General features: G+C 32.1%; 16 protein-coding genes. 10 read left to right on the plus strand and 6 right to left on the minus strand.

Annotated elements, in window-relative coordinates:
- Nucleotides 1–40: 40 nt before the first annotated feature.
- From pdxA to accC, 6 genes are all read left to right on the plus strand, one after another.
- Complete coding sequence (gene pdxA, locus G6N05_RS12960; RefSeq protein ID WP_166130200.1) at nt 41–1,090, plus strand: 4-hydroxythreonine-4-phosphate dehydrogenase PdxA; 1,050 nt, start codon at nt 41–43, stop codon at nt 1,088–1,090.
- 84 nt (nt 1,091–1,174) lie between these two features.
- Entirely contained in the window at nt 1,175–1,714 is a 540-nt protein-coding gene (locus G6N05_RS12965; RefSeq protein WP_166130205.1) for a YceD family protein, read from the plus strand.
- A gap of 6 nt (nt 1,715–1,720) precedes the next feature.
- Entirely contained in the window at nt 1,721–1,915 is a 195-nt protein-coding gene (gene rpmF, locus G6N05_RS12970) for a 50S ribosomal protein L32 (protein WP_166130208.1), read from the plus strand.
- Between the two features lie 237 nt (nt 1,916–2,152).
- The gene (locus tag G6N05_RS12975) at nt 2,153–3,145 is read left to right on the plus strand and encodes a beta-ketoacyl-ACP synthase III (RefSeq protein WP_166130212.1); all 993 of its coding nucleotides are present in this window, start codon (nt 2,153–2,155) and stop codon (nt 3,143–3,145) included.
- A gap of 32 nt (nt 3,146–3,177) precedes the next feature.
- Nucleotides 3,178–3,666: an acetyl-CoA carboxylase biotin carboxyl carrier protein gene (gene accB, locus G6N05_RS12980; RefSeq protein ID WP_166130215.1), complete on the plus strand. Its 489-nt coding sequence runs from the start codon at nt 3,178–3,180 to the stop codon at nt 3,664–3,666.
- A gap of 91 nt (nt 3,667–3,757) precedes the next feature.
- Entirely contained in the window at nt 3,758–5,110 is a 1,353-nt protein-coding gene (accC, locus tag G6N05_RS12985) for an acetyl-CoA carboxylase biotin carboxylase subunit (protein WP_166130218.1), read from the plus strand.
- A 56-nt stretch (nt 5,111–5,166) separates the two neighbouring features.
- Here accC and G6N05_RS12990 read toward each other — a convergent pair whose 3' ends face one another.
- The 3 genes from G6N05_RS12990 to G6N05_RS13000 form a co-directional block, all read right to left on the minus strand.
- On the minus strand, nt 5,167–5,823 hold the full coding sequence (locus G6N05_RS12990) for an aspartate kinase (RefSeq protein ID WP_166130222.1): 657 nt from the start codon (nt 5,821–5,823) through the stop codon (nt 5,167–5,169).
- Between the two features lie 68 nt (nt 5,824–5,891).
- Nucleotides 5,892–6,257, minus strand: a complete 366-nt coding sequence (locus G6N05_RS12995) for a YraN family protein (RefSeq protein ID WP_166130225.1) — start codon at nt 6,255–6,257, stop codon at nt 5,892–5,894.
- A 3-nt stretch (nt 6,258–6,260) separates the two neighbouring features.
- Nucleotides 6,261–7,157 (minus strand): S66 peptidase family protein, encoded by an 897-nt coding sequence (locus G6N05_RS13000; RefSeq protein WP_166130228.1) that lies wholly within the window; start codon nt 7,155–7,157, stop codon nt 6,261–6,263.
- A gap of 178 nt (nt 7,158–7,335) precedes the next feature.
- Here G6N05_RS13000 and metG point away from each other — a divergent pair, with 178 nt between their 5' ends.
- The 3 genes from metG to G6N05_RS13015 are packed head-to-tail and all read left to right on the plus strand — an operon-like array spanning nt 7,336 to nt 10,718.
- Complete coding sequence (metG, locus tag G6N05_RS13005) at nt 7,336–9,393, plus strand: methionine--tRNA ligase (RefSeq protein ID WP_166130231.1); 2,058 nt, start codon at nt 7,336–7,338, stop codon at nt 9,391–9,393.
- A 10-nt stretch (nt 9,394–9,403) separates the two neighbouring features.
- Nucleotides 9,404–10,087, plus strand: a complete 684-nt coding sequence (locus G6N05_RS13010; RefSeq protein WP_166130235.1) for an HAD family hydrolase — start codon at nt 9,404–9,406, stop codon at nt 10,085–10,087.
- A 7-nt stretch (nt 10,088–10,094) separates the two neighbouring features.
- Entirely contained in the window at nt 10,095–10,718 is a 624-nt protein-coding gene (locus tag G6N05_RS13015; RefSeq protein ID WP_166130238.1) for a chloramphenicol acetyltransferase, read from the plus strand.
- 49 nt (nt 10,719–10,767) lie between these two features.
- Here the strand turns inward: G6N05_RS13015 and G6N05_RS13020 are convergent, their stop codons facing one another.
- From G6N05_RS13020 to G6N05_RS13030, 3 genes are read right to left on the minus strand one after another with little or no spacing between them, the layout of a single operon-like run.
- Entirely contained in the window at nt 10,768–11,202 is a 435-nt protein-coding gene (locus G6N05_RS13020; RefSeq protein WP_166130242.1) for an HRDC domain-containing protein, read from the minus strand.
- A 7-nt stretch (nt 11,203–11,209) separates the two neighbouring features.
- Nucleotides 11,210–11,533 carry a single-stranded DNA-binding protein gene (locus G6N05_RS13025; RefSeq protein WP_166130247.1) on the minus strand — a complete coding sequence of 108 codons (324 nt, stop codon included), beginning with the start codon at nt 11,531–11,533 and terminating at the stop codon, nt 11,210–11,212.
- A 37-nt stretch (nt 11,534–11,570) separates the two neighbouring features.
- Nucleotides 11,571–11,909: a single-stranded DNA-binding protein gene (locus G6N05_RS13030; protein WP_166130251.1), complete on the minus strand. Its 339-nt coding sequence runs from the start codon at nt 11,907–11,909 to the stop codon at nt 11,571–11,573.
- Between the two features lie 293 nt (nt 11,910–12,202).
- Here G6N05_RS13030 and G6N05_RS13035 point away from each other — a divergent pair, with 293 nt between their 5' ends.
- Nucleotides 12,203–12,697 (plus strand): DUF6265 family protein, encoded by a 495-nt coding sequence (locus G6N05_RS13035; protein ID WP_166130255.1) that lies wholly within the window; start codon nt 12,203–12,205, stop codon nt 12,695–12,697.
- Nucleotides 12,698–12,703: the final 6 nt, after the last annotated feature.

Below are 12,703 nucleotides of genomic sequence, written 5' to 3' on the forward strand. Positions count from 1 at the left end.
GTTTATTTTTATAAATTTGCATCAAAATTAAGAAATAAAAATGGTAAAACATTCCGAAAATATAATTGTTGGTGTTTCTATTGGAGACATGAACGGCATTGGACCAGAAGTAATATTAAAAACGTTTGAAGATACTCGAATGTTAGAAATATGTACGCCTGTTATTTTTGCCAATGCTAAAATTGTTTCGTTTTTAAAAAAATCGTACAATTTAAACGCATTCATTCAAGGAATTGACAAATTAGACCAAATCGTATTAGGAAAAATAAACGTACTAAATGTATGGCGTGAAGGCGTTAATTTAGAAAACGGGAAATTGGATGAAGAAATTGGAAAATACGCTATAAAATCTTTTCAAGCAGCAACAACTGCTTTGAAAAACAATCAAATTGATGTTTTAGTAACAGCGCCAATCAACAAATATAACATTCAAGCAGAAGATTATAAATTTGCTGGTCATACCGATTATTTAAATGAACAATTAGAAGGTGATGCTTTGATGTTTATGATTCACGAAGACATTAAAGTGGGTTTAATCACTGATCATGTGCCAATTGCAGAATTATCAAAGCATATCAATTCGAAATTAATTGAGAAAAAAATCACAACAATAAATCGTAGTTTAGTTGCTGATTTCAAAATTAATAAACCAAAAATTGCTGTTTTAGGATTGAATCCTCATAGTGGTGATAATGGTGTCATTGGAAAAGAAGATGATGAAATTGTAAAACCAAGTTTAGAGAAAATTTTCAAAAGTGGTATTCAAGTTTTTGGTCCGTTTTCGGCAGATAGTTTTTTTGGTTCGAACCAATATAAAAATTACGATGCGGTTGTCGCGATGTATCACGATCAAGGATTGATTCCTTTTAAAACCCTTTCATTTGGTGAAGGAGTGAATTTTACAGCAGGATTAAATAAGGTAAGAACATCACCAGATCATGGAACTGGTTTTGATATTGCTGGAAAAAACATAGCGAATGAAGGTTCGTTCAGAGAAGCTGTTTATAGTGCGATTGATATCTATAAAAACAGAATCGAATATAATGAGCTAACCAACAATCCATTGAAAAAAGCATCTGGAAAAGTTTAATTTAAAAAAAAGCAAAGAAAATTATTGTAATTCCAATATTTTTGTATCTTTGCACACCCTTATAAAAAGGGGAAAACTGATAGTATGGAAAAATTAAAAGAATTTTTAATCCCATTTTCAGGATTAAAACTGGGTAAACACCAGTTTGAGTTTCAAGTAAACAATACGTTCTTTACTCATTTTGGATATGATGAATTTAACAGTTCTGACATCAAAATGAAAGTTATATTAGAGAAAAAAAGCAATATGCTTGAGTTGAATTTTTCGCATAATGGAACAGTAAATGTACCATGTGATTTAACCAATGAAGATTTTGATTTACCTATAAAAGGGAAAATGAAGCTGATAGTTAGATTTGGAGAAGAGTTTAATGATGAGAATGATGAATTTATCATCTTACCTCATGATGAATTTCAAGTAAATGTTGCCCAGTATATTTATGAAATGATTGTGTTGTCTGTTCCAACAAAAAGAATTCATACCGGCATAAAAGACGGAACATTACAAACAGAAGCATTACAAAATTTGGAAAAATTTTCTCCTACTGAAACCAAAACAAAAGAGATTAAAGAAATAGACCCAAGATGGGACGGTTTAAAGAAACTATTAACGGATAAAAAATAGAGTAAAATGGCACATCCTAAACGTAGACAGTCATCGACTAGAAGAGACAAAAGAAGAACACACTACAAAGCATCTGCACAACAAATTGCAACTTGCGTAGTAACTGGTGAAGCTCACTTATACCACAGAGCTTACTGGCATGAAGGTAAAATGTATTATAGAGGTCAAGTTGTTATCGACAAGACTGAAGCAATGATATAATTACATTAAAATAAATGAGAAACTCTCACTCACGTGAGAGTTTTTTTATTTTAATGAAAATTATATAATACTATTTTAAGAAAATTCCGAAATAATTCGTAATTTTCGCCTCTTTACGCACATAAATTTGCAAAGAAAATTATTTATTTATGAAATCGCAACAGACACTGTTTTTCGAAAGAAAATTCAAATCAAAATGCGATACATATGTTACCAAAAAAAATAACATTAAAACATATGAATAAAATTACTGCCGCAATTACTGCAATTGGCTCGTATGTACCAGAATACGTATTATCAAATCAAGTTTTAGAAACTTTAGTTGATACTAATGACGAATGGATAACATCTAGAACCGGAATAAAAGAGAGAAGGCTTTTAAAAGAAGAAGAAGGCGAAGGAACATCTTTCCTAGCCATAAAAGCTGCTCAAAATCTCTTAGAAAAAGCAAAACTAGACCCGAAAGAAATAGACTTGGTAATCATGGCGACTACTACTCCAGATATGCCTGTGGCAGCAACTGGTGTATATGTAGCTACACAAATTGGCGCAACGAATGCTTTTGCATACGACTTGCAAGCTGCTTGTTCCAGTTTTCTTTTCGGAATGTCAACCGCTGCTGCTTTTATTCAGTCTGGAAAATATAAAAAAGTTTTATTAATTGGAGCGGATAAAATGTCTTCAATTATTGATTATACCGATAGAGCAACTTGTATTATCTTTGGAGATGGTGCTGGTTGTGCTTTGTTCGAACCTAATTACGAAGGCTTAGGATTACAAGATGAAATTCTTAAATCTGACGGAATTGGTAGAGAGTTTTTAAAAATTGACGCAGGTGGTTCTATTTTACCTCCATCTGAAGAAACAGTTAAAAACAAACAACATTTTGTATTCCAAGATGGAAAAACGGTTTTCAAACATGCCGTATCTGGAATGGCCGATGTGAGCGAAAAAATTATGGAACGCAATAACTTGTCTCATGACGATGTAAATTGGTTAATCGCTCATCAAGCAAACAAAAGAATTATTGACGCAACTGCAAACAGAATGAATTTGGACGAATCTAAAGTATTAGTAAATATTCACAGATACGGAAACACAACTTCAGCAACTTTACCGTTACTTTTAGCAGATTTCGAAGATAAATTTAAAAAAGGAGATAATTTAATTTTTGCTGCATTTGGTGGTGGATTCACATGGGGATCTATCTATTTAAAATGGGCATATTAATAATAACAAACTATAACTAAAACAACTTAATTATGGATTTAAAAGAAATTCAAAACCTAATCAAATTTGTATCTAATTCTGGAGTAGCAGAAGTAAAATTAGAAACTGGTGATGTAAAAATTACAATTAGAACTACTTTAGAAGGTAATTCTCCTGATATCACTTACGTTCAACAAGCTCCAATGCAACAAGCTATTCAGCAAGCTGCACCAGTTGCACCAGTTGCTGCTGCGCCAGTTGCTGCAACACCTGCAGACACAACAGCAGAAGACAACTCTAAATATATCACTATTAAGTCACCAATGATTGGTACTTTATACAGAAAACCATCTCCAGACAAACCAATGTTTGTAGAAGTAGGAACAACAATCAACAAAGGTGATGTAGTTTGTGTAGTAGAAGCTATGAAATTATTCAACGAAATTGAATCTGAAATTTCAGGTAAAATTGTAAAAGTTTTAGTTGACGATTCTTCTCCAGTTGAATTTGACCAACCATTATTTTTAGTTGACCCATCATAATAAGTTAGAAGTTAGAAGTTAGAAGTTAGAAGTTTTCTTCCTTCATTAATTGTCTAATTGACACATTGTCTAATTATCTAATTATAAAAATATGTTTAAAAAAATATTAATTGCCAATAGAGGTGAAATCGCTCTACGTGTTATTCGTACATGTAAAGAAATGGGAATTAAAACAGTTGCTGTTTATTCTACTGCTGACGCCGAAAGTTTACACGTAAAATTTGCTGATGAAGCTGTTTGTATTGGACCACCACCAAGTAATTTATCTTACTTGAAAATGTCTAATATTATTGCAGCAGCAGAAATTACTAATGCAGATGCCATACACCCAGGTTATGGTTTCTTATCTGAAAATGCAAAATTTTCTAAAATTTGTCAAGAGCATAACATCAAATTTATTGGTGCTTCTCCAGAAATGATTGACAGAATGGGAGATAAAGCTTCTGCTAAATCTACCATGATTGAAGCTGGAGTGCCTTGTGTACCAGGTTCTGTTGGGATTTTAGAATCATACGAACAAGCGGAACAATTAGCTGCTGAATTCGGATACCCAGTAATGCTAAAAGCAACTGCTGGTGGTGGTGGAAAAGGAATGCGTGCAGTTTGGAAACAAGAAGATTTATTAAAAGCTTGGGAAAGTGCTCGTCAAGAGTCGGCTGCCGCTTTTGGTAATGATGGTATGTATCTAGAAAAACTTATTGAAGAACCAAGACATATTGAAATTCAAATTGTTGGAGATTCATTTGGTAAAGCCTGTCACCTTTCTGAAAGAGATTGTTCAGTTCAAAGACGTCACCAAAAATTAACAGAAGAAACACCTTCTCCATTCATGACAGATGAATTAAGAGAAAAAATGGGTCTTGCTGCAGTAAAAGCTGCCGAATACATTAAGTATGAAGGTGCTGGAACTGTTGAGTTTTTAGTGGACAAACATAGAAACTTCTACTTCATGGAAATGAATACTCGTATCCAAGTAGAACACCCAATTACGGAACAAGTAATTGATTACGATTTAATTCGTGAGCAAATTATGGTAGCAGCAGGAATTCCAATTTCTGGAAAAAACTATTTACCTCAATTACACGCAATAGAATGTCGTATTAATGCTGAAGATCCTTATAACGACTTCAGACCTTCACCAGGAAAAATTACAGTTTTACATTCGCCTGGCGGACACGGTGTACGTTTAGACACACACGTTTACGCTGGTTATACAATTCCACCTAATTATGACTCAATGATTGCAAAGTTGATTACAACCGCGCAAACAAGACAAGAGGCTATCAATAAAATGAAGCGCGCTTTAGATGAGTTTCATATTGAAGGAATCAAAACTACCATTCCATTCCACAGACAATTAATGGATCATCCTGATTATGTTGCTGGAAATTACACAACTGCCTTTATGGACACTTGGGTAATGGATGCTAAAAAAGAAGAATAATTTTTATAAAAAAAAAGGCTGATAAAATTTATCAGCCTTTTTTTTTATAAGTTTTTTTATTTTTTTAAGTCTTTTATCACACTAAAAGCAATATCAATTTGATTTTCATTTACAATAATAGTAAATTCATTACTAGTTGAAATAACTTCATCAATTGTAATTCCTTCCCAAGCTAACGATTGAAAAATATAATAATACACTCCAGGAACCGAAACGTTTTCATGAGGTAACTTTACCGTAATAGAAGACAAATTCTCATTCTTACTTAATAGTTTTTCAGATTTTAAACATTCTTCAACGATTGAATTTACTTCAGAACTAACTACGATATTAGTTTCGTTTACACCACGAGAAGAAGTGTAGAATAAATTTTTATTTGTTTTAATTTCAAACATTAATTTAGATTGATTTTCTAATAATGTGTCAGAGATTTCATAAGTGTAATCTGTCAACGAAGAACGGACCGTAATTTCTCCCAGATTTTGCAAAACCTTAGCAACTCTATGACTAATTTTAAAATCTAATTCTTCTGATATTCTTTTTAAAGCCATTACCACAGCACCTTGCTTGATATCTTTACCTAAATGCATTTCAATTTCAGGCATGATAATTCTTGCTAATGATGTTAAATTTATTATCCCTTCAGATAAAGAACTCAATAAAAAAGGCTTTGTTTTTAAATATTTTTCAACTACGGATGCAACTGTTTTCATATTTGTTTGTGTGTTTTGTGTATGTGTTTAGTTTACAAATATATAAAACAAAATGTTATAATTGTAACTTAATTGTCGAAATAATAGAAAGCCTCTTCCAGATGTTCAATTTTAACATTTCCTTCACCAACATGAATGGCAATAATATCAAATCGAACTTCAACATCTAAATCATTTGCTATAACATACTCATTTATAGCTTTTACCAATAATTTTATCTTTTTGGGTTTTACAAAATCTTGAGGCAAACCAAAATCAACACTACTTCTTGTTTTAACTTCAACAACAGTTAAAATATTTTCTTTTTGAGCAATAATGTCAACTTCTGCTTTTTGAAAAAACCAATTCGTTTCTAAAATTTCATAACCTTTTTCTGTTAGAAAATCTACAGCTAATTCTTCTCCTAATTTTCCTAATTCGTTATGATCTGCCATTGTCTATTCAAAAGTTATTTTGATTTCAGTTTCATTTACTTCAAAAACAACTTGACTTCCAAGCACTAAAGTTCTATTATCTTTTTGATGACCGGCACAAAATTCAAAAGCTATAGGAATATTCAAATCTTTAGCAATCTCAGAGATAAGTTGCACTTCATTTTGTCCAAAAGGAATTTCGTTATCATGCATATCACGCATACTTCCCACAATAATTCCTTTCACATTTTTGAAATAATCATTGCGTTTCATGTTGTACAACATTCTGTCAATATGATATAAATATTCATCTAAATCTTCAATAAACAGAATTTTATCTTTCGTATCAATAGATGATTTCGAACCTAATAAACTATAAATAATAGATAAATTTCCTCCAACTAATTCTCCTTTAGCCACACCTTTTTTATCATACGGTTTTGAAGGAATAGTGTACGAATTTTTAATTCCGAAAAGTGCGTTTTTAAATGTTTCCTTAACTTCTTCCGGAGCTTTAGGAACTGTAAACGGCATAATGGAATGCAAAGTCGCCACATTTAAAGTATTAATATGACTATGTAAAACGGTAACATCGCTAAAACCCATCACCCATTTTGGATGTTTTTTAAACTTCGAAAAATCAATCATATCAATAATTCGAACCGTTCCATATCCACCACGAGCACACCAAATCGCTTTGATATTATCGTTATCTAATTGTTCCTGAAAATCGGCAGCGCGTTCCGTATCTGTACCTCCAAGTTGACAACTATCTAATCCAATTGTTTTACCTAATTTCACTTTCAATCCCCAAGATTCCAGCAAATCAATCGCCGGTTTGGCTTCTTCAGGAAAAAATTTACGAGCAGTACAAACAATAGCAACGGTGTCGCCTTTTTTTAAATAAGGTGGAATTTTCATTTTGTTTTGTGAATATGAAATTAAAGAAAGAAAAAATATTATGAAATATCTATTCATGAAATGTTTTAAATGTTGATTTCAAATTTAAACAAATTCAAAATAAATTCGCCTATTAGTGCGTAAAAACTTATTTTTGCAGTAGATAAAAACTTTGCGCGTTTGCGTTAAAACAAAAAATATGTTACAAAATCCAAAAAGATATACCATTACAGCGGCATTGCCTTATACAAACGGACCAATTCATATTGGTCATTTAGCAGGTGTTTACGTTCCTTCAGATATTTATGCTAGATATTTACGCCTTCAAGGAAAAGATGTCGCCTTTATTTGTGGAAGTGACGAACATGGTGTTGCGATTTCAATGAAAGCCAAAAAAGAAGGAATTACACCACAAGAAGTGATTGATAAATATGACGGAATTATTAGAAAATCGTTTATAGATTTCGGAATTTCGTTTGATAATTATTCTAGAACTTCTTCTGAAATTCATCATAAAACCGCTTCAGAATTTTTTAGAAAATTATATGAAAAAGGTGATTTTATAGAAGAAGTTACAGAACAATTATACGATGCCAAAGCCGATCAGTTTTTAGCAGACCGATTTGTGACAGGAACTTGTCCAAAGTGCGACAATCCTGAAGCATATGGCGACCAATGTGAAAAATGTGGTTCAACATTAAACGCAACAGATTTAATCAATCCGAAAAGTACAATAACGGGAGAAACGCCAATTTTAAAAGCAACAAAACACTGGTTTTTACCTTTAAACAGATACGAATCTTTCTTGAGAGAATGGATTTTAGAAGGTCATAAAAACGACTGGAAACCAAATGTGTACGGACAAGTAAAATCATGGGTTGATGGTGGTTTAGAACCAAGAGCCGTAACTCGTGATTTAGATTGGGGAATTGATGTGCCAGTTGAAGGTGCCGAAGGAAAAAAATTATACGTTTGGTTTGATGCGCCAATTGGTTACATTTCATCAACAAAAGAATGGGCTGCCAAACAAGGAAAAGACTGGGAACCCTATTGGAAAGATGCTGATACGAAATTGGTTCACTTTATTGGAAAAGACAATATTGTATTCCATTGTATCATTTTCCCAGCGATGTTAAAAGCAGAAGGAAGCTATATTTTACCAGATAATGTACCAGCCAACGAATTCTTAAATTTAGAAGGAAATAAATTATCAACTTCTAAAAATTGGGCAGTTTGGTTACACGAATATTTACAAGATTTCCCAGAAAAACAAGATTCGTTGCGTTATGCTTTAACGGCAAATGCACCGGAAACAAAAGATAATGATTTCACTTGGAAAGATTTTCAAGCAAGAAACAATAATGAATTAGCAGCTATTTTCGGTAATTTCATAAACAGAGTTGTGGTTTTAACGAATAAATATTACGACGGAATTGTTCCAACGCCAAATGAATATTCAGAAGTTGATTTACAAACATTAGCGGAATTAAAAGCGTATCCAGCAGTTATTTCAAGTTCAATTGAAAGATATCGATTCAGAGAAGCCTTAGGCGAATTAATGAACGTAGCACGTTTAGGTAATAAATATTTAGCGGATGAAGAACCATGGAAAATGGTGAAAGAAAATCCGGAACGTGTCAAAACGCAAATGTATGTCGCGCTGCAAATCGCAACAGCATTACAAATTTTATGCGAGCCGTTTTTACCCTTCACTTCTGAAAAATTAGGTAAGATTTTACAAAGTAACGTTTCATCATGGAATGACGTTGCAACAAAATCTGATTTATTAGAAGCCAATCATAAAATCGGTCAAGCTGAAATCTTATTCGCACAGATTGAAGATGCAGAAATTCAAAAACAAATAGACAAATTGGAAGCTACAAAAACCGCCAATCAAATAGAAAACGCAACGGTAACACCACAAAAAGAAACAACCTCTTTTGAAGATTTCGCGAAAATTGATTTACGAATCGGAACGATTATCGAAGCAGAAAAAATGCCAAAAGCCAACAAATTATTGGTTTTAAAAGTCGATACTGGAATCGATGTAAGAACAATCGTTTCTGGAATTGCAGAACATTTCACACCGGAAGAAGTCATTGGAAAAAAAGTAACGGTTTTAGTAAACTTAGCACCAAGAGCTTTACGTGGTGTAGAAAGTGAAGGCATGCTTTTACTAACGAATACACCAGAAGGAAAATTAGTTTTCGTAAATCCAGATACAGATGGTGTTGGTAATGGTGCAGTAATTGGATAAAAACAAAATCATGACAAAAAAAACAATCGCATTTGATGCTGACGATACGCTTTGGCACAACGAACCTTATTTCGATGAGGCGCAGGCAAAATTTTGCGAATTGTTTCAAGATTTTGCATCTAAACAAGAAATTTTACAGTTGATTTTAAATCACCAAGTAAAGAATTTACCTTTATATGGCTTTGGAATTAAAGCGTTTACATTATCCATGATTGAAGCGGCTTTGGAATTAACCAACCATCAAATCAATGGAACTGCAATTGAGAAAATAGTAAACATTGGTAAAGATTTATTACAAAAACCAGTCGAATTATTACCAAACGTTACCGAAGTTTTAGAACAATTAAAAGGCAAATATAAATTGGTTGTGGCAACAAAAGGCGACTTAAAAGACCAACATAGAAAATTACACGATTCGGGTTTAGGAACTTATTTTCACCATATTGAAGTAATGAGCGATAAAACAGATTTGGATTATACCAAAATGCTAAATCGTTTAGAATGTGAGCCAAAAGATTTTATTATGATTGGAAATTCGTTAAAATCTGACGTATTGCCTGTTTTAAATATTGGCGGAATTGGGATCCATATTCCGTATCACACGACTTGGGAATACGAAAAAATTGATTTTGAAATTCAACACGAAAATTTTAAAGCCATTACTAATTTAACTGAACTTTTTGAGATTTTATAATTAAAAAATGAAGCAAGAACTCGACCTATCAACTTGGAATAGAAAAGAACACTTTGAGTTTTTCTGTAAATTTGAAGAGCCTTTTTTTGGCACAACCATTCAATTTGATTGTACAAGAGCATACGCAAAATCAAAAGAATTAGGCGTAAGTTTTTTTACCTATTATTTACACAAAACGTTAGTTGCAGTTAATAAAACAGAAAATTTCAGATATAGAATTCAAGATGAAAAAGTATTTATATATGATAAAATAAACATTTCATCAACGATTTTACGCGACGATAAAACATTTGGCTTTTCAGAAATTGAATACAATGAAAATCTAAATGCTTTTATTGAAAACTACAACACGGAAGCTACTCGAGTTAAAAATACTTCCGGACTTTTCACAAGAGAATACAACGAAAACATCGTGCATTTTTCAGCCTTACCTTGGATTAATTTTACTTCTATTTCTCATTCTAGAAGTTTTACTTTTCCAGATAGTTGTCCGAAATTTTCTTTTGGAAAAATGACCACTGACAACGATAAAAAATTCATGTCAATGTCGGTTCATGTGCATCACGGTTTAGTTGATGGTTACCATTTAGGCTTATTTTTTGAAGAATTTGGACGTTTAATGAATGAATGAAAATAATAAAGAGCAACTAGTTTAGTTGCTCTTCTCATTTAAACACGATTTACACCGCATTCAAAATTGCTAAAATATCATCTCCGAATTTATTTGCTTTTTGTGGTCCGAAACCTTTAATTTGTTGTAATTCGTCCAGGTTACTTGGCTTATACATGGCTAAATCAATTAATTCTGAATTGTGACAAATCAAATAATTTTTTTGCTGCAATTTTTCTGCTTTATTCGTTCTCCATTCTTTCAAATACATGTAAACTTGTTGGTCTTTTGCATTTAAATCTTCAAATGATTTACGTACCAAACTCGCTGGTTTTGTTATCTCATTTTCATCATAATGTACAAGCACCGACCAATAATTTTCTGTTTCTACATATTGCGTACTGGATTTCTTAAAAGTGACTGTTGCTAAAAATTCATTCAACACATTTTGGTCTTTTTCCAACTTTTCAGCGTCTAATCCGATAGAAAATACTTTAACTTGCATACCAAAATTATTTACTTAACAATAAGATTTCATTTATTACAACTTCAGTGATATACCGTTTATTGCCTTCTTTATCGTCGTAACTTCTGTGCGTTAATTTTCCTTCTACGGCAACTTCTTTTCCTTTTGTAACGTATTTTTCAATAATCTCAGCTGTTTTTCCCCAAGCAGTAACTCGGTGCCACTCCGTTTTTTCCACTTTGTCACCGTTTTCTTTGTAATACACATCGTTTGTTGCAATGGTAATATTCGCTAATTTTCTTCCTGTTTCTAAAGTTTTAATTTCTGGTTCCTGACCAACGTGTCCTATTAATTGTACTGAATTTTTCATAATGGCGTGTAAATTTAATTTTGGCTTATATAGTTTTCTATGACATTTCTTGTTTATTTCCTCCTAATAAAAGAATTTCATTAGCAACAATTTCCGTTACATAACGTTTAATTCCGTCTTTGTCTTCGTAACTTCTATGTGACAACTTTCCTTCAATGGCAATTTCTTTTCCTTTTGAAACATATTTTTCAATGATTTCGGCAGTTTTCCCCCAAGCGGTGATTCTATGCCATTCGGTTTGTTCTACTCTTTCTCCTTTCGCATTCGTAAAATTTTCATTCGTTGCGATAGAAAAATTGGCTAATTTTCTGTTTTCTAAATTCTTGATTTCTGGCTCCTGCCCTACGTGTCCGATTAATTGTACTCTGTTTTTCATAATGGCGTGTAAAATTTAAATGTTTATATTAATTAAAAATGATTCTTTTTTAAAACACAGATTTAAGAAATTAAAGAAATCCCAAAAATCTTATATTTATTTTATATCGAATTGTATCTTGATATTCTTATTGAACTTGTAATTGAACTCGTTGTTTCATTTCGACAGTGCAAAGATGTGGTGGGTTCAAAAGGTTATTCGGTAATTATTCATTTACTATCGGTTGTAAATGTTTGTTGTCGTTTGTAATTGGAAAAGAAATTGTATATTTACTTGAAATTAAACGCACTACTATGAAAACTACTACTTTAAAAAAAATCATTTTACTTTTTGTGTTTTTTGTAACTTCCATTGGGTTTTCTCAAAACACCTTACAATACAATGACGAAAAAGGTTCGCCAAACGCGACATTAGAAGATGTAAAATGGCTGGCTGGAAACTGGAAAGGCACTTCTCCATTTGGAGTTTGTCAAGAAAATTGGGACGAACCAAGCGGAAAAACCATGATGTTCTGTTTTAAATTATTGAATGATAATAAGGTTTCTTTTTACGAATTCGGTCAGATAATTGAAAAAGACAAAACCATTTTAATGCAAATTAGACATTTTAGTGGCGACTTAAAACCATGGGAAGAAAGCACACCTGAAACATTTAAATTTATAAAAATTGAAAACAACCGATTTTATTTTGACGGATTAACCTATGAGAAAATTGGAGACAACCTAATGAATGTTTATGTCTATTTAGAAGAAAGTAAAGAAGAAATTAAATTTAGTTTTACGAAGTAAAAAAAG

Source organism: Flavobacterium bernardetii (assembly GCF_011305415.1).
In the GTDB taxonomy this organism is placed as follows: Bacteria; Bacteroidota; Bacteroidia; order Flavobacteriales; family Flavobacteriaceae; genus Flavobacterium; species Flavobacterium bernardetii.

Excerpts from the sequence above, each read along its gene's own strand:
- pdxA (WP_166130200.1), top strand. The coding sequence starts at position 41 with ATGGTAAAACATTCCGAAAATATAATTGTTGGTGTTTCTATTGGAGAC.
- G6N05_RS12965 (WP_166130205.1), top strand. The coding sequence starts at position 1,175 with ATGGAAAAATTAAAAGAATTTTTAATCCCATTTTCAGGATTAAAACTG.
- rpmF (WP_166130208.1), top strand. The coding sequence starts at position 1,721 with ATGGCACATCCTAAACGTAGACAGTCATCGACTAGAAGAGACAAAAGA.
- G6N05_RS12975 (WP_166130212.1), top strand. The coding sequence starts at position 2,153 with ATGAATAAAATTACTGCCGCAATTACTGCAATTGGCTCGTATGTACCA.
- accB (WP_166130215.1), top strand. The coding sequence starts at position 3,178 with ATGGATTTAAAAGAAATTCAAAACCTAATCAAATTTGTATCTAATTCT.
- accC (WP_166130218.1), top strand. The coding sequence starts at position 3,758 with ATGTTTAAAAAAATATTAATTGCCAATAGAGGTGAAATCGCTCTACGT.
- G6N05_RS12990 (WP_166130222.1), bottom strand. The coding sequence starts at position 5,823 with ATGAAAACAGTTGCATCCGTAGTTGAAAAATATTTAAAAACAAAGCCT.
- G6N05_RS12995 (WP_166130225.1), bottom strand. The coding sequence starts at position 6,257 with ATGGCAGATCATAACGAATTAGGAAAATTAGGAGAAGAATTAGCTGTA.
- G6N05_RS13000 (WP_166130228.1), bottom strand. The coding sequence starts at position 7,157 with ATGAAAATTCCACCTTATTTAAAAAAAGGCGACACCGTTGCTATTGTT.
- metG (WP_166130231.1), top strand. The coding sequence starts at position 7,336 with ATGTTACAAAATCCAAAAAGATATACCATTACAGCGGCATTGCCTTAT.
- G6N05_RS13010 (WP_166130235.1), top strand. The coding sequence starts at position 9,404 with ATGACAAAAAAAACAATCGCATTTGATGCTGACGATACGCTTTGGCAC.
- G6N05_RS13015 (WP_166130238.1), top strand. The coding sequence starts at position 10,095 with ATGAAGCAAGAACTCGACCTATCAACTTGGAATAGAAAAGAACACTTT.
- G6N05_RS13020 (WP_166130242.1), bottom strand. The coding sequence starts at position 11,202 with ATGCAAGTTAAAGTATTTTCTATCGGATTAGACGCTGAAAAGTTGGAA.
- G6N05_RS13025 (WP_166130247.1), bottom strand. The coding sequence starts at position 11,533 with ATGAAAAATTCAGTACAATTAATAGGACACGTTGGTCAGGAACCAGAA.
- G6N05_RS13030 (WP_166130251.1), bottom strand. The coding sequence starts at position 11,909 with ATGAAAAACAGAGTACAATTAATCGGACACGTAGGGCAGGAGCCAGAA.
- G6N05_RS13035 (WP_166130255.1), top strand. The coding sequence starts at position 12,203 with ATGAAAACTACTACTTTAAAAAAAATCATTTTACTTTTTGTGTTTTTT.